Origin of the sequence: Polaribacter uvawellassae, from assembly GCF_039748955.1 — a bacterium.
Taxonomy (GTDB): domain Bacteria; phylum Bacteroidota; class Bacteroidia; order Flavobacteriales; family Flavobacteriaceae; genus Polaribacter; species Polaribacter uvawellassae.
The window spans coordinates 576,545-594,047 of sequence record NZ_JBDIZN010000003.1; the positions used below are offsets into that span (position 1 = coordinate 576,545).

Below are 17,503 nucleotides of genomic sequence, written 5' to 3' on the forward strand. Positions count from 1 at the left end.
TTAGTAACTCCCTTTTTTTAAAACTCTTATCGTCCAAAAAACGATTAACAAGTCTAATTTTAAACTAATTTTTTCACTATAAAAAAGATCATACATTTTCCTACTTTTTACAGATGCATTATGCCTGTTTCGGCATTGAGCCAATCCAGTAATACCAGGTAAAACACTATGTCTTTTTTTAAACTCATTTATTGAATAATCTTTTTTCTGTTGTAAAACATCAGGTCTTGGCCCTATAAAACTCATCTCTCCTCTTAAAACATTTATTAATTGAGGTAACTCATCTAAACTTGTTTTTCTTAAAAAATTACCAACACCGGTTATTCTACTATCATTAATTCCAGTACTATATCCGCCAATTTTGTCTGCATTTGAAACCATAGTTCTGAACTTATAAATACTAAACTCCTTTCCATTTAGCCCTATTCTCTGTTGTTTATAAAACACGGTTCCTTTGGAATCTCTTTTAATAAACAATGCTATTATGAGAAAAGGCAAAAATAAAAAAACCAAAAGAATAAAAGCTATTAAAAAATCAAATACTCTTTTAAAAAAAAGTTGGTATATTTTATCCATTTACTATTTTTTTTATTTTTGATTTTAATTCTTTCCTACTCTCATTTAATAAAACCTTATCAAAACTCATTACCAACTCTTTATGAGTCTTTTTCATATTTAGGAATTCTTTTTCAAATAATAAAAAATCCTTTTCTACCATATTCTTAAAAGACCTAGATAAAATTACCATTGAAGAATTTAACCTAACATGTTCTTTTAAAATCATTTCACCAGATATAACACCTTCATTTAAAGTAGCAATTCCGCCAAAACCGTAGGGTATATTTTTTTTCTTTAATTTATTTATTACATAATCTACAATACCTCCAGAAAGTAATTCAAACATAAATTTTAAGTTCATAGACAAATGTAAGTCATTTAAGCCAATATGAATTTCATCAATTCCATCTATCTCTAAAATGTCGTCAACCCTAACAAGAGCTTCAACTGTTTCTAGAAGCAAGCAGGTTCTAACTCTTTTGTTTACATGTTTTACAAAGGTTAAAACCTCATTAGTAGTTTTAAACATTGGAAGCATCAATATGTCTGCACCATCGTTTATACATTTATCAATTTCTAAAAAGCTTTTTTCATTAATTGGATTAATTCTAACTAGTAACGATGAGTTTTTAAGTTCTTTTGATATTTTTTTTACATCTTCAATTTTATGATGCGAGCTTATAACCGTATTTAAGTGACCTTGTCTTTCTTTTTTTCCTAAAATTTCTAAGTCTAAGAAAATTCTATCAATTTTCAACTGATCATATTTTTTTATGAGTTCAAGATCATTTTCTATAATCATAAATTTCATAGGCTTATAATGTTTTAGTTAGTAATTCAACTATTTTTCTTACAGAATTTTTCGGCATAAATTCCTCCATATTCTCATTATTATCCTTATCTTTTAAATATGCGATTAAGTTTTTTTTAAGATTACTCAAATTACTTGAATAAATAAAAGGTAACTCTTTAAAAGCAGGCATGGAATAATAATGTTCTATATCTTGTTTATATGTAAATACTTTTTTACCACAAGCAATAGCTTCTAACGCAACCGTAGATGATTCTACTAAAACAATATCACTTACACATAGTGACTCTTCTAAATTTAATATATCATTTGAGTATTTTAAAAATTTATATTTCTCAAAATAATCTAAATAATCATTATAATTCTCATTAGGATGTAGTCTTACTAAAACATTTAAATCATACTTATCACTAAGTTCTTCTAACATTGGAAATAGATAGTTATATGTTAAATGATATTCATTGAAATTTACAACTTCATTTTCTTTATTTACACTAATAAACACTTGAGTAGCTAATAGTAAAGTTAATTTGCTTGAATTTAAATTATTTTTTATAAATAATAATTGTCTATCTAACTCTTTTATTTTTTTTACAGTATTTTCAACTGCTGGCTGTCCAAAAACATGAAAATTATTATTAATAAGGCCTTGAGATATTAAACCGGCTTTAACTCCTTGATTCATTACAACAAGGTTTTTTGCAACTGGTATAGGATAAATGTGGGAAAATAAATCTAAAATTTCTACTGTTATTAAATTCAAATTATTCCCAGCAATTAGAGATGCATGCTCAAATCTTGGTGAAGTTGTAGCAACTACGATATCAGCTTTTTCATATAATAATATTTTCTCAAGTGTTTTAACTGGCAGAAAAGCTTGTCTTTTCTTTTTATTGTAAAGCTTATTTGCTTCATTTCTACCTCGCTCATTAACTAAATCATAGTAAGATAATCCTAGGTAAAAAAGTGTTTCTTTCTTACTTACATTACTGTCTGGGTTATAATTATCTTTTATAATTAAATCCCCATATTTTAACACGTCATCTATAATATCTTCAAATAAAAAAGAGTAATCAGAAACTCTTTTAACAATACCTGTTGGATATTTATTAATAATTTTATCATAGGCAGTAGTTAGAGCTAATATTTTAAATTCTACATGAGGGTTATTAATTAACTCTTTAGCAATTAAATCTATAATATTGATATGCCCACCACCATAACTTACAAAGAAAATTTTTCTCTTTTTTAAATTCATAGTTAAATATTACTACTTAAAATTGTTTGTATGTTTTCTCAATTTTATCAACAACTTTTGTTATGTTAAATATTTCTTCTACTGATTTTTTTGCTCTTTGACTCATTTTATCTTTTAAATGCTTATCATTAATTAATAAATCAAATTTCTCACGAAAACACTCTATATCATCTGACTCACAAATGAAGCCCTCTCCTCTTTCAGCAGCTTCTGGCACACCAGTAGTATTGGTACCTACAAAAGGGTTTCCGTAGCTCATTGATTCTATAATTACATTAGGAAACATTTCATATCCTTTTTTTGATAATAATGTAAATATATCGAAAGCAGCATGTATTTTTTCAACATCCAATCTTAATCCTGTAAATATACATCTATCATTAATTCCCATATCAATTGACAGCTTTCTATTTATTTCCGTTTCACTACCACCTCCAACAAGAATGACATACAAATTAGGATGACTTTCATAGAGTAATTTAAACGTTTTAATTAAATCTTTATGTCCTTTAATCCCATCTTGTCGACCAACAATACCGATTACAAAAGCATTTTGAGGTATATTAAATTCGTTTCTAATTTCCAATCTGTATTCATTCCTCTTATTGATATCAAACCTATTTAAATCTACACCGTTGTAGGTTACAATAACTTTTTTTGAATTCACACCAAAGTTAACAATAGCCTTTTTTGTAAATTTACTAACTGCAAACATAGCATTATATTTAGCCAGATTGTAAATTCTGTTTCTCCATCCATAATTTTCTCTAATCTCAACCCCTCTAACACTTTGAAAAAACTTCACTTTTTTAAAAGCTAAAAATGAAGCTATATTCGCAAGTAAAACTGACGTTGCATTATGAGCGTGAACAATTGATATTTTTTCTTTTATTAAAATTTTCCTTATACTTAATATAGACTTAACTAAGTTAAAAAAAGTTCTTTTACCAAATGCTATTTCTGGGATAATATAATATTCAAAACCAGCTTTTTTTATTTTTTTAGTAAGATGTCCTCCACTTGAAGCCAATACAACTTTATGCCCTCTAGACCTAAGTTCTGTTGATATTGTTAATGTCTGTGTACCTGGGCCATTATCTGAAAACTCTGTTCTTAATTGTAATATATTCATGTTATTCTTTTACCTTTTTTAACCAATTATTCAACAAATACAATGAAAATAGTTCTTTATAATATTTATTTTTATTTGATAAAAATAAACTTAACTGATTTGAGTTTAATACATCTTCTTCTATTAATAAACTATTAGTTAGGTCCTTATGTATCTCATTTCCTAACTCTCCAGAAACCACCCATTCTCTAATAGGAACCCTAAAGCCTTGCTTTCTTTTGTAAGCAATATCATTATTAATTAGTTTTGATACTAATTTTCTTAAAGGCAACTTTCCATATTTTAAATTTATATAACTAGCTGGTTTTTTATTTTTAGAAAAATTATAAACTCTTTTAGATAGAAAAGGAACTCTTACTTCTAAACCATACTTCATTGAACATAGATCTGTTTTTCTTAATAACTGATAATTTAATCCTATATTTTGATCAAAATCAATACTAGACTCAAAACTTCTATTCTCTTTTAAAATATTATCAATAACTAAACTTACATTTTTAAAGAGTTTTACTTTTTTTAATATTAAGTTAACAAGTTTAAATAACTTCTTGTATTTTAAAACTCTGTGATGAGTATAACCTGCAAATAATTCATCTCCTCCATCACCACTTAAAACTACTTTTGAAGTTTTTGATACGTTTTCACATAAGAAAAGCATTGGCAACATTGCAGGATCATAAATTGGTATATCCATAGTATCTATCAATTTAGGTAAGTAGCTTAATAATACTTTTTCTGTGAATAAGAATTTATGGTGTTTTGTTTTAAATTTATTTGCAACAAAATCAGAATATTTGCTTTCATCATAAGTAGATTCATCTTCAAATGACACAGAATAAGAAGAAACATTCTTTTGAATACTACAAGCTAAAGCAGTAACGATACTTGAATCAATTCCTCCACTTAACAAAACTCCAACTTCTACATCCGCATTTAACTGCTCTTTGATTTCTTTACTTAAAACTGTCTCTAAGTCCTCCCCCTTATTGTTTTCGTAATAATTGATATCTCTTTCAATGTATAATTTTTTATTTTTATACTTAAACAATTTTCCTTTTTCTAATTCAAAAGCATTGTCAACAATATTGCTTTTACTAATGAAGCCTTTACTTAAATATTCAATTTGCGCTTCTTTATTAATATTAAAAGTTAATTCATTCTCTTTTAAAAGTTGAATTAATGACATCATTTCAGAAGAGAAATAAAAATTGTCTTTTTGAAGATAAATGTAAAGTGGCTTGATTCCAAAATAGTCTCTTGCTAAAGTTAATTCTTTATTTATTTTATCATAAATAATAAAGCTAAACATTCCTCTTAATTTATCCACAAAACCATTTCCATAACAATGATAAGCCTTTAAGAGCACTTCTGTATCAGAGTTTGTTGCAAATTTATAGTTTAACAGTTCTAGTTCTTTTCTTAAAGTTTTATAATTATATATTTCTCCATTAAAAATAAGTACTAAGTTTTCGAAAACCACAGGCTGGCCACCTTCCTTTATATCAACAATACTCAATCTAGTATGTCCTAAAACCACAGTCTCATCTTCAAAAAATGTTTGAGCATCTGGGCCTCTATGTTTAATTGAATCTAATAACTGAGTTATATTAGTGCTTACAATTTTTTCATTTTTCACAAAACCAACTACTCCACACATATTTTAATTTTTACAAATGATTATGATTAGTACTAATCCCAAAAACAACAAGCTATTCTTAAACTTATTGAAATTAAAAAACTTACTTATTAAAACTGAATATAAAACATATGTTGATATTAATGTAGCTAATGCTATTCCATAAATTCCATAAACATTAATCAATAAATAATTTGCAATTATATTAATAATTACATTAATAATTGAAGAATACAATAATACTTTTGATCCATTATTTGTTACATAAACCTTAATTAATAGAGAAATACCTATTGTAAAAAATATATTTACAACAATTATATATAAAATATTTCTAATAAAATCTTCCTCAAGATTATTAAGAGAGTCTTGATTGTAAATTAAATACAAAAATTCTACACCATATAACATAGTAAAAACAATAGTTATAAATACCATAGGTATCATATATAATGACAATCTAACAAATAACCTTTTAACATTACTTCTATCATCTACAATTTTATTAAAAAAAACTACAGACAAAGCACTAATTAATAGAGATTGAAAAAGTTCTGGTACCTTTATAATTATATTATATTTTGAAATTGTTCCTACATCTAGTGAAGAAATGAAAAAATTATCTATATATAAATTTAATTGTGAAAACAATATTGCTAAAAAGTATATGTAATTCGCAGATAGATTACTCGCCGTCTCATTAAAAGAAATTTGTATTAATTCTTTTAGTTTAAAATATTTAAAAAAATTAGATGCTTTTATTTGGATAATAGATGTAACAATATACCCAATAACAGTACCATATGCTAAAAAATAAATAAGGTAGAAACTATTTTTAAAAAAAACAAAAACAATAACAATTGAAATCAACTGTAAAAGATTCCAAATTGTTAAGTTTATTGAAGCTGTTTTCATTTTCTTTTTATATTGATTAAGAATGGTGAAAATTTCGGTAAAAGGAATTAAAAAAACTAGTGGTGTCAGGAGTAAAAAAAAATACTTTGAATATTCAAGAAATAATTTATCATCAGAAGGTGCAAATAATTTAACAATATGAATATTAAAAACTAAAAATAAAACAAAACCAATTAATGATATAAAATTAACGGCTTTTAATGTTTTTAAGGTAATAAATATTTCCTTTTTTTCATCATTCTCTTTTGATAGTTTAGGTATTAATGAAACCGAAAACAATGAATAAACTATTATGTTTGACCAAAACCAATAAATACTGATTATTATAATAACTGAATCAGTTAAAGCATTAGTACCAAAAAACTGAATTAATAAAACTATTTTAAAAAAGCCAAATATTTTTCCCAACAATGTTGTGAAAAATATTTCTAGAATATTTTTTATCATCTAAAAGAAATTTTAGATGCTACTAAAGAAAAGCCAAATAATATAAAAGAAAACAGCATTAAAATACCATTATAAAAAATTACATCTACAATGCTAAAAGCAAATAATGAAATAGTTATATTAACAATTAACCTTCTAATACCATCATCTTCGATTTTTATATAATTCTTTACCATATTATAAAAAAATAAAAAATAAACAAAAACTCCTACAAAACCAATCTCAACCGATAAAAAAGCTAATGTATTATGTGGATGAGGATAATGAGAGTTAGCGGTAAAATTATTATTTACAAAAATTTCAAAAGATGATCCTAAACCATACCCTAATATATTTTCATTAAACAAATTAATTGAATAAGTTATTAAATCAATTCTTTCTAAGTTTGAGAAATTATTTTCAAAATTTGCTACGCTATATATTGATTTTGAATCATATACCATTGAAGAATCAAAAGTGTTATAAAAAAAATAAAATATATAACCCAGAATACAAACAATTAAAAACTTTACAAGATAACTCTTAAAGGAAATAAATTCTCTAATTATTAAAATTAAAGCTAATATTAAATTCGCTCTACTATCATTTAAATAAATTACAAATACTCCTAATATTGAAAAAACAAAAAAAAATTTATTATTCTTCATTAAAAAAAGAGGGACAATAACAGTGCTAATCAATAAATAAAATGAAGTGTAATTATTTGAATTAAAATCGATAAATGCTGATGTAATTATTTTTAAATCATAAAAATAAATAACAATTTCAAAAAAACATAAAACTACACCTGAATATAATAAATATGTAATATTCTTATAGAACTTTTTCTTGTTGTTAATGAAGTTATCAACATATAATACTAGCATTATTCCAATAAATAATTGAATTAACTCTGGAATAAAAGCATCATTATAATTAATAAATCCTAGAAGAAGACTATAAAAAAACCAAATAAAGAACAAAGCAAATAGCCTTTTATCAATATCAACTTTAATTACATTCTTTAACCTAAAAATTAACGACAAAAGTAACGCCGAAGCAGAGACATAGGGGTTAGCGCCAACAAGTAAAACAAAAAAAAATGGTAAGAAATTTTTATTTATTAAAGCAATAAATGGCAAACTAACCATTAAAATTGAAAATACAATTTCTAACTCCATTCTTAATTTATAACAAAACCATAGATTTACAATAATAAACCTTATGTAATAAAAATTCTTTTTTTTGTAAATATATTAACTAATCTCTAACTCCTGTTTTTGCAACAGTATGATTTAACTTCCATTCACCATCAACTTTTGTCCACAAATGATCAGACCTCCAACTATCAACAACTTCGTTAAAATACTCTTCTGTAATATCACAGTATTCTAAAAAAACTTTAAAATATTTTTCAGGAAACTCACCATCATACTTCCTAACTAATTGCTCACCTTCCTCTCTAGTTAAATGTCCATCTCTAATTTCATGAGCTGTATCTGAAGTACACCTACCTAATCCAAATTTTATGAATGCTAAATAATAGTGGAATCCGTCTATTTGATCATCTAAAGATGCATATTTAGAATAGGTTCCTTCACTCCTCACAGGATTAGCACTAAAACCTGTGTTATCTACACAATAGTAATAATTTTCTTGTGGAGTCCATTTTTTATAATAACCATAAAAATGAACTTCGGCACCCAGTTTATCTAAATCATCATTAGAGGGAGGTAAATATGGTTTTATATCATTTTCGCTAATTCCATAGTTTACTAAATCTTCTGGCCCAATACCTGAGAAATAATGCTTTTTGTGATCAGATTTATAATCTCTTGTTGGCTTAAAAGCATTCTTCATATCTCCGCCATACTCAACTTCACCATTTTCACCATACATAACTAAAGGTATATTATGTTGAACTGCAATTTGTAATGGAAAATTAGTTTGTCCATAAATAAACGGTTGAAATGGATCTCCTAAAATCTCAAATGAAAGTTTTGTTAATCTTCTGTGTGTTGCCCCTGCTGGCTTACCTAAAACATTTGCTAGATCACCAACCTGAATCATGTTCTGCAAATTTTTAAACCCAATATCAGTATAAATATTTGGAGACCATGTAACTGTTAATGGATTCATCCCGTATTTATGTTTTAATTCGTGAGCAATGTAAGCCGCATCTTTACCTCCACTACATGGGACTAAAACATCATATGAACCATCATTTTTTCTAAACCGGTCTAATAAAGTTACCAATTCTCTTTCTCTATCAGACCAATTTATTTTGTTATTTTTAAATTCAGCAAAATTACAAGCCGAACAAATCCCTTTCTCATCAAAAGATATTCGTGGTCGTTGATTTGATATAGTACATTTAACACAAAATTCCACTTCTGTTGGTAAATTGTATCTTTCTTTAGTGTTTTTATTTTCGACTTTCATTATTTTTGTATTAGTTCGTTAAACTTCTTATAAATATTTAATCCTTCAACTCCAGACTTTTCAGGATGGAATTGAAATGCAAATATATTATTTTTATTGATAGAAGAACAATATTCAATGCCTCCATAATTTGTTGTGCTTAATATTTCTTCTTTATTTGCTAAATTAGCATAATATGAATGTACAAAATACATATATTCTCCATTTTTTATTTCTTCTAAAGGGGTGTTTTTTTTAAAAAAATTAGTTTTAGGCGGTGAATGAATACTATTCCAAGTGATTTGGGGTACTTTTACTTTAACATTCATGTTCTTTTCAGGAAACCTTTTACAAGTTCCTTCAAAAACACCTAATCCCTTTGTATTACCAAATTCTTCGCTTTCTGTTAGAAGTAATTGCATACCTAGACAAACCCCCATTAGAGGTTTTCCAGAATTAGCAAAATCAATTATTGGATTTACTAAATCTAATTTATGAAGATTCTTCATTGCGTCATTAAATGCACCAACTCCTGGAAGAATAATGGCATCTGAAGACATTATTCTTTCAATATTATTTGTGATTTCTGGATTAATTCCAACAAATTCACAGGCCTTTAAAACACTAAAAAGATTACCTATACCATAATCAATAATTGAAACCCTCGCTTTATTCATAAGTCTTTTATTTTCTAATATTAATTTTCTTTTCTAATAAAAACGCTTTTATTTCTTTTATGGTAGAAGACTCAATGTTTTTAACTGACCTACCACTATTTAAAAAATCATAATTTCCTTCTGTAGTTTTACTTTTATCGGCACTATTACTTTTAATAAAATCATAATGAAATATAGCAGCTGAAGATACAGCATCAACCTCACAATTATTAATTACATTTTCAAAATGTTCTTTTTTCCCTGCACCGCCGTGAACTATAAGAGGAACCGAAGTAATTTCAGCTATTTCATTTATTAAATCAATATCAAAACCTTTACCAGTTCCTTCATTATCAACAGATGTAATAATTATTTCCCCTGCTCCTAGTTCTTGAATTTTTTTTGCCCACGTAACAACTTCTATACCTGTATATTCTCTTCCATTATCTATAAAGCAAAAATACTTTCCATTATCTTGCTTTATTGCTTCAATAGCAACAACAACAGTAGAAGATCCAAAACGTAAAGCAGCCTCTTTAATTATTTGAGGATTCTTAATTGCTGCTGTGTTTAAACAAACCTTATCTGCACCAGCTCTTAATACATTTTTAATATCCTTAATAGTTCTTAAACCCCCTCCAACAGTTAATGGAATAAATATATTTTCTGCTGTCTCTGAAATTATGTCATGTAAACTATTTCTTTCATATAATGAAGCAACTACATCCATAAACAATAGTTCATCTGCTCCATTTTCATAATAATACTTTGCGAAATCTGCAGGCTTGCCTAGAACCCTTAATCCTTCCAAATGAATACCTTTTACTAAATTTGGACCTTTAATATCTAATCGAGGAATAATTCTTACTGTTTTCATATCAAATATTTGTTAACAACCATTTCTGAAATTGCCCAATCAAATGGAGTGTCAATATCAATTGAATAAATTGGATCTTTCATTACATGTTTTTTTATCTTTTTAAAATCTTTAATCTCTTCTGCTTTTATAGATTTCACATTAAATAAATAAATTGACCCATTAAATACGTAAATCTTTGGAGCATCTTGTCTTCTTGTAATTTTTGATTCTTTACTTTTTCGTAAATATCCTTTTTGAGTTTCTTCAAAAAGATTAAAGTAAGGTGAGTCATGGGATTCTTTTACAGAAACTAACAAATCTAAGTCATCATTCCAATGATTAATCATTTTCTCCAAATCAGTCTTTTTTCTAAAAGGTGTAGTAGGTTGCAAAAGTACTAATAAATCAAAAAATACTCCTTTCGATTCATAAAAAGTTATTGCATGCTTAATTACATCATTAGTATTAGCTGTATCTGTTGCTAGTTCTGGAGGTCTTCTAAAAAGAACTTTTAAATTATTTGCTTCAACACTTTTAATAATGTCTAAACAATCTGTACTAACACAAATATTTTCGTCGGTTGTAAAATTACGAGCAAAGTCGATAGAGTGATGAATTAATGGTTTTCCATTCAAAATTTTTATGTTTTTTTTTGGCAAACCTTTAGAACCTCCTCTAGCGGGAATTAAATATAATACTTTCATCAAAAACCTAAATGTTTAACAAATTCTTGAGCATTTTGATAATCTGAAGGTTTACCAATATCAATCCAATAACCATGTATAGGCTCATGCAATAATTTTTTCTTCTCTAATATTAACATATTCATAAGGTCTGTTATATCAAAAAATTTATTTTTAGGTATTTTTGAAACCAACTCTGTTTTAAACATATATATTCCTGCATTAGAAGAATAAATGTATGTTGGCTTTTCTTTAAAAGCAGATATTACACTACCATTACTCTCGAAAACAGCGTAAGGTATATCAATTTTATAATCTGTAGAAGCAATTACCATATCTGCTTTTTCTTTTGTTAATTTTAAATACATATCCTCAAAATTAACATTTGTTAACAAATCACTATTCATTAACAAGATATGTTCAGAATTTATATTATCAACTAAAGATAAGGCTCCTGCTGTCCCTAATGGTTCGTCTTCCCATACATATACAATCTCTATTCCTTTATTAGAACCATCTCCAAAGTAATCTTGAATTTGCTCACCAAGATATTTGATTGAGATATAAATTTTTTGAATACCAAAAGAAATCAGTCTATCAATATTGTGTTCAATTATTGGTTTATTACCTAACATTAACATAGGTTTAGGAACTTTATCTGTTAGTGGACTTAACCTTTTCCCTCTTCCTCCTGCCATTATCATACACTCTAAAGGTAGCACAGATTTTATTTTATCTAAATCCAATACTTTACTTAATTCTTGTTTTTCATTAAGTAAAGGAAGCATTTTAATATCTTTTTTTCTAACTGAATTTAAGTCTATAAAACTATTTTCATCTTTGCGGTAAATAAAATCTCTATGACAAATTTCTCCTAATTTTTTATTCAAATCCCCATCATAAACTAATGATCTTCTTATATCACCATCTGTTAAACTACCTAATACTTTACCCTCATCAGAACAAACAAATAGTATTAATCTACTTACATCAGTAATTAAATTAAGCTCTTTAATTGCATCTATTATGGTTTTGTTTTCATTAATAATGAAGTTTTGCTTAATCATACCTATCTTTTATATTTCTAATATTTTCTCAATTATATTAATTGATGTATTTTCTTTTTTATAAATGTTGACACCATGAAACTGGCCTTTTTTCATCAAAGCTATAGAGTTACTAATAATTTTGTTTACACTAAAAGGTATGTCAATTGTATTTTTACTCTTTAATCTACCTTTCTGTCTATTTCCAACGTTAAGAACATATTTGTTAAATGACGCAGCCTCTATAATGCCACTAGAAGTATTCCCTAATAAAAACAGACAATTTTTCATTGCAGAAAAATAATTAATTTTACCAAAAGAATCAATTAGAGTAATATTATTATTTTTATTATTCTTTAACTCAAAAGCCATACCTCTGTATAAACTACCATTACTATCAGCATTAGCTAATGTGATTACTATATGTGTATTTTGAGATAAAATACTTAAACTTTTCTTTAATATATCAATATATTTAATATTCTGTTCTATATTAACTGTTTCTGGATGAAAAGTAACCAAAATAAAAGGTGTAATCGGGATATTAAATTCATCGCAAACATTTGTCCATTTTGGCAATTTAACTTTCTCTAGGTTATCTAAACTTAACGACCCAACACTAAAAACATTCTTAGAATCCCCAATTATATTCTTAACTCTTTCTGCAAAAAAATCTGTCGCAGTAAAATGAATTTTAGATGCTAAAGTTATTTGGTGCCTATACACATTATCAACAGCTCCTAATGTTGTTTCTCCTCCATGAATATGAATAAAGCTAATTTCATATGGAATACCAGACTGAACAGCAGCACTCATTTCAAATCGATCACCTAATGCAAATACATAGTCAAACTTATTTGTGTACCAGTATTCAGAAAATTCAACTATTATCTCTCCATAACCTTTAGATATATCTAAGACAGAATCTTCAGTAGGCATACCTTTAACCTTATGAATAATACCAAAATCATCATTCTCTATAGCAGCAATTGTATTTCCATGTTGTGGCTGTAAATGCATACCAAAAGCTATAATAAATAAATCGAATCTATTATCTTGAGACAATTTTGAAAGAAGAGGTTTGTAAATTCCATAATCTGCTCTTGAGCTTGTTAAAACACCTATTTTCATGATAAATCATTCCAAATTAATTTATCAAACTCTTTTTTATTTTCTTTTAATTTTTTTCCTATAACATCATTCCAGTAAATTGCTGAAATCCCATCCCCTGGTCTTAGTGGAATAATATCATCTTCTGATAAGATACTTCCTTTTATCATGTCCCTTTTTAAGTGAATACTTTTACGAGCAATTGAAATATTTTTTGATTCACTCTGACTTGGTTTTTTTTCTCCATCTCCACTAATAGCTTCTTCAATATTCCTAATTGACATCACCATTTTCTTTAATTCTTGGGGCTCTAAAGAAGCCTTATGATCTGGTCCTGAGAGTGTTCTATCTAATGTAAAATGTTTTTCTATAACAACCGCTCCTAAAGCAACTGCAGCTATAGGAATTTCAATACCCAATGTATGATCTGAATATCCAATTTTAACCCCAAATTCTTCACCAATTGTACTCATTGCTTTCAGGTTAACATCTTTCATTGGTGTTGGATATTCCGTATTACAATGCAAAATGGTAACATCATTTTTATTTACACCAAAATTTAAAATAATATTCAAAGCTTTTTCTACTTCGTCAAGAGTGGCCATACCTGTAGATAAAATTATCGGTTTACCTTTACTAGAAATAGCTTTTAAATATGGGTAATTTGTTATTTCTCCACTTGGAATTTTATAAAAATCAAAATTTAATGTATCTAAAAAATTAACTCCTTCAACGTCAAAAGCAGTTGAGAAAAACTTAATTCCTTTTTTATTACAATAATTAATTAATTCAATATGATCACTATCAGTTAGTTCTAGCTTCTTAAGCATTTCATATTGAGAATCATCATTGTCTTTTACATTTTTAGATTGATAAGCTGCTTTTTTTGCGTCGAGGCTTACAATTGTATTTGCTTTAAATGTCTGAAACTTAACATAATCAACTCCAGCTTCAAAAGCAACATCAATAAGTTTTTTTGCTTTTTGAATATCTCCATTATGATTTACTCCAGCTTCTGCAATTATGATTACTTTTTTTCTCATATTTCTCTAGAAGGATTACCAACTATTTTTTTTCCGTCAGGAACATTGTTTAAAACAACAGAACCTGCACCGATGATTACATCTTTTCCTATAACAATACCTTGTTTAATAACTGAATTGGCTCCAACAAAAGTCCTTTCACCAACAGTAACTTTCCCCAACAATACAGCTCCTGGCGCAATATGAACAGCGTTTTCAATTACACATTCATGTTCAATAATACACCCCGTATTGAGAATACAGAAGTTTTTTATTACAACTAAAGGGTTTATAGCGGCATTTCTTGCGATAAGATTTCCGCTACCAATTTCTATTTTATCAGAAATCGAAGCCGAATTATGAATAACATTAAGTATTTTTTTATTTTTAGAGAGGATTAAATTAGAAACTTCTTGCCTTAATTTATTATCTCCAATTCCTAAAATAAAAGAAAACCCTTCTTTCCACCCTTTAAAATAATCTTCTTTTTCAAAGCCAATAAATTCTAAATAATATGGATTATTAATTGTCTCATTTACCTCTGAATAATATTTTAAATCCATACTAGAAGACAACGCTGCCTCTGCAACAGCATAAGCATGACCAGAGTATCCTATTAAAATTATTCCTTTATCTAACACCGCTTGGTAAATTAACGATTCTCTCTTCTAAATATATTGCATTTTTCTGACTATCTCTTTGACAATCTTTATACATAGGTAGCCTATACATAAGTTTCCAGATAGGCCTTGTCATTACTCCAGAATCATTTGTCGATTTTAAAAACTGTTCTCTTTCTTTGATATCGTTTAGTTCAATACACATTAACCAGTAATTTGCTTTTGTACCTTCCGTTTCTGTTCTAAAATTTATTCCTTTAGCTTTAAAAAATGACTCATAATCTTTTGCAAGGCTTCTTTTATTACTCAAAAAAGAACTTAATTGTTCTAATTGCGCACAAGCCAAAGCCGCGTTTAGGTTTGGCATTCTGAAATTGTACCCCAACTCTTCATGAACATATTCATATGAATGCGGTTTTTTTGCTGTAGTTGTAAGGAATTTAGCCTTAGTACCTAATTCTATGTTTTTAGTTACAATAACTCCACCTCCACCACTAGTAACTATTTTGTTTCCGTTAAATGAAAACGCTCCTACTTCTCCAAACCCTCCAGTTGGTTCTCCTCTATACTCACTTCCTAAAGATTCTGCTGCATCTTCTACAATAGGTATTCTCCAATCTTTGCAAACTTTAATTAGTTCATTTAAATGCACTGGAAAGCCAAATGTATGCATAGGCATACAGGCAGCAATCTTTCTTCCTGTCTTTTTATTAAAACATCCATTCTCTCTTACTTCTCCACACTCTTCTAAGAAATTCTTTACTGCTTTAGGTGACAACCCCATAGTATCTATATCTACATCTAAAAATACTGGATGCGCATTATTGTATGCAATTGCATTTGCTGTAGCAACAAAAGTTAGTGCCTGAGTAATTACTTCATCATCTTTTTCTACACCTACTAATCTTAATGCAACTTGCAGAGCAGCAGTTCCGTTAACAACTGCTGTCGATTTTTTTGTTTTAGTTATTTTATTTATAATATCTTCAAAAAGATCTACGTATGCCCCCACACTTGAAACAAATGTAGAATCGATACATTCTTCAAGGTATTTTTTTTCATTCCCTCCAAAAGTTGGGGCATGGAGCGGAATAAAATCTTCTGTATTGAATTTATTTCTTATAAAACTTACAACTTCTTTATCCATTACATTTTTGAGTCTAAAAACTTACCTGTCTCTTTGTGATCAAAGTTCACAAGAAAGTCTTTCATTATTTTTACAATATCCGATTTAGTCGTTTCAGGTTTAGAAAATGCTTGTTTTAATAAAAACAACAATTCATCAATTTCTGAAAGGTCTCTTGGTTTCGTATTTATAATAACTCCAAGAGCATTATGTCTTTTTAAATCTGCCTTTTCTCCTTCTGTATAAAATTCCTCATAAGGCTTCTCTCCAGTTGTATCGCTATTAGAATAAAAAACAGGATATTCGTCTTTTGATCTTAGTTGAGATTTATCGATAGCTTCAACTTCTGACTTGCATTGGTCTGCATTATATCCATAAGTAGCTAACAATTTCGTAGCCATATTAGAGAAAGTCATGACTTGCTCTTTTCTTAGCTTAGGAAAGTATATCTCCCCTGTTTTTCCAACAATACAAGCTAGTAAACATATTTGTCCACTTTCTTCAGGAGACACAAAGTACCTAGTAACATCACTAGGTGCAGAAATTGGCTGACTTTTAGATATTCTTTCTAAAAAACCAGCTGGTAAAGAACCATTAGAGAAAGCCACATTAGCAAATCTCGCAGTAGTTACAGGGTATTTTTTTGAGTAAGTCATAATCATGTCTTCCATGATTTTTTTACTCCCTCCCATTATATTAACAGGATTTGCAGCTTTATCAGTTGAAACACAAAAAAAGTGTTTAGGTTTATATTCTTCTAAAAGTTCTAATAATCCTTTTGCATTGATAATATTATTACTGATGAGAGCTTCTATAGAAAATTTATCCTTTTCGCTTCTAACATGCTTATGTGCTGAAAAGTTTGCTACGATGTCAAATCCGCTCCTACTTTTAAACATCTTGTAAAAGACAGGGTCTGAATAACTCATAGGGTATGTAATATACTCTTCAGGAATATATATACCCTTAGTACTTCTAAGATCTCTGGTTAACTCAGTTAATCCATTTTCATTAATATCTACAACAACTAAAGATTTTGGTTTAAATGGTAATAACGCTCTAATGTAAGAGCTACCAATAGTTCCGGCTCCTCCAATTACTAAAACAGTTTTATTACTTATATTATTAGTTAACTGAAGACTATTTTCATTGATATCTTCTAAGAACATGCTATGCTCTCTTTTCGTTACATGTTTTGAAATAAACTGATTTAAATTTAACATA

The 17,503-nt window shown here is 27.6% G+C and carries 17 protein-coding genes; all 17 read right to left on the minus strand.

What is annotated here, in order from left to right; genetic code table 11:
• The gene (locus tag ABDX67_RS09820) at positions 1-576 is read right to left on the minus strand and encodes a sugar transferase (protein WP_347174840.1); all 576 of its coding nucleotides are present in this window, start codon (positions 574-576) and stop codon (positions 1-3) included.
• Positions 569-1,360, minus strand: a complete 792-nt coding sequence (locus tag ABDX67_RS09825; protein ID WP_347174841.1) for an aldolase/citrate lyase family protein — start codon at positions 1,358-1,360, stop codon at positions 569-571. Before ABDX67_RS09825 ends, ABDX67_RS09820 begins: the two co-directional genes overlap by 8 nt.
• 13 nt (positions 1,361-1,373) lie before the next feature.
• Positions 1,374-2,627: a hypothetical protein gene (locus tag ABDX67_RS09830; protein WP_347174842.1), complete on the minus strand. Its 1,254-nt coding sequence runs from the start codon at positions 2,625-2,627 to the stop codon at positions 1,374-1,376.
• 16 nt (positions 2,628-2,643) lie between these two features.
• Positions 2,644-3,759 carry a glycosyltransferase gene (locus ABDX67_RS09835; RefSeq protein ID WP_347174843.1) on the minus strand — a complete coding sequence of 372 codons (1,116 nt, stop codon included), beginning with the start codon at positions 3,757-3,759 and terminating at the stop codon, positions 2,644-2,646.
• A gap of 1 nt (position 3,760) precedes the next feature.
• Positions 3,761-5,416 (minus strand): asparagine synthase (glutamine-hydrolyzing), encoded by a 1,656-nt coding sequence (gene asnB / locus ABDX67_RS09840; RefSeq protein ID WP_347174844.1) that lies wholly within the window; start codon positions 5,414-5,416, stop codon positions 3,761-3,763.
• A 3-nt stretch (positions 5,417-5,419) separates the two neighbouring features.
• The gene (locus tag ABDX67_RS09845; protein ID WP_347174845.1) at positions 5,420-6,757 is read right to left on the minus strand and encodes a lipid II flippase MurJ; all 1,338 of its coding nucleotides are present in this window, start codon (positions 6,755-6,757) and stop codon (positions 5,420-5,422) included.
• Entirely contained in the window at positions 6,754-7,917 is a 1,164-nt protein-coding gene (locus tag ABDX67_RS09850; protein WP_347174846.1) for an O-antigen ligase family protein, read from the minus strand. The genes ABDX67_RS09845 and ABDX67_RS09850 overlap by 4 nt, the downstream gene beginning before the upstream one ends.
• Before the next feature lie 79 nt (positions 7,918-7,996).
• A complete protein-coding gene (locus tag ABDX67_RS09855; protein WP_347174847.1) occupies positions 7,997-9,178 on the minus strand; it encodes an N-acetyl sugar amidotransferase in 1,182 nt (393 codons plus the stop codon).
• Entirely contained in the window at positions 9,178-9,834 is a 657-nt protein-coding gene (gene hisH / locus ABDX67_RS09860; protein WP_347174848.1) for an imidazole glycerol phosphate synthase subunit HisH, read from the minus strand. Before hisH ends, ABDX67_RS09855 begins: the two co-directional genes overlap by 1 nt.
• Positions 9,835-9,841: 7 nt before the next feature.
• Positions 9,842-10,690, minus strand: a complete 849-nt coding sequence (gene hisF / locus ABDX67_RS09865; RefSeq protein WP_347174849.1) for an imidazole glycerol phosphate synthase subunit HisF — start codon at positions 10,688-10,690, stop codon at positions 9,842-9,844.
• Entirely contained in the window at positions 10,687-11,376 is a 690-nt protein-coding gene (locus ABDX67_RS09870; RefSeq protein ID WP_347174850.1) for an acylneuraminate cytidylyltransferase family protein, read from the minus strand. The genes hisF and ABDX67_RS09870 overlap by 4 nt, the downstream gene beginning before the upstream one ends.
• Complete coding sequence (locus ABDX67_RS09875; protein WP_347174851.1) at positions 11,376-12,422, minus strand: nucleotidyltransferase family protein; 1,047 nt, start codon at positions 12,420-12,422, stop codon at positions 11,376-11,378. Before ABDX67_RS09875 ends, ABDX67_RS09870 begins: the two co-directional genes overlap by 1 nt.
• A 9-nt stretch (positions 12,423-12,431) precedes the next feature.
• A complete protein-coding gene (gene neuC, locus ABDX67_RS09880; protein ID WP_347174852.1) occupies positions 12,432-13,532 on the minus strand; it encodes a UDP-N-acetylglucosamine 2-epimerase in 1,101 nt (366 codons plus the stop codon).
• Positions 13,529-14,554 carry an N-acetylneuraminate synthase gene (gene neuB, locus ABDX67_RS09885; protein ID WP_347174853.1) on the minus strand — a complete coding sequence of 342 codons (1,026 nt, stop codon included), beginning with the start codon at positions 14,552-14,554 and terminating at the stop codon, positions 13,529-13,531. Before neuB ends, neuC begins: the two co-directional genes overlap by 4 nt.
• A complete protein-coding gene (locus ABDX67_RS09890) occupies positions 14,551-15,174 on the minus strand; it encodes an acetyltransferase (protein WP_347174854.1) in 624 nt (207 codons plus the stop codon). The genes neuB and ABDX67_RS09890 overlap by 4 nt, the downstream gene beginning before the upstream one ends.
• Positions 15,164-16,300 carry a LegC family aminotransferase gene (locus tag ABDX67_RS09895; protein ID WP_347174855.1) on the minus strand — a complete coding sequence of 379 codons (1,137 nt, stop codon included), beginning with the start codon at positions 16,298-16,300 and terminating at the stop codon, positions 15,164-15,166. Before ABDX67_RS09895 ends, ABDX67_RS09890 begins: the two co-directional genes overlap by 11 nt.
• The gene (locus tag ABDX67_RS09900; protein ID WP_347174856.1) at positions 16,300-17,502 is read right to left on the minus strand and encodes a polysaccharide biosynthesis protein; all 1,203 of its coding nucleotides are present in this window, start codon (positions 17,500-17,502) and stop codon (positions 16,300-16,302) included. Before ABDX67_RS09900 ends, ABDX67_RS09895 begins: the two co-directional genes overlap by 1 nt.
• Between the last annotated feature and the right edge of the window lies 1 nt (position 17,503).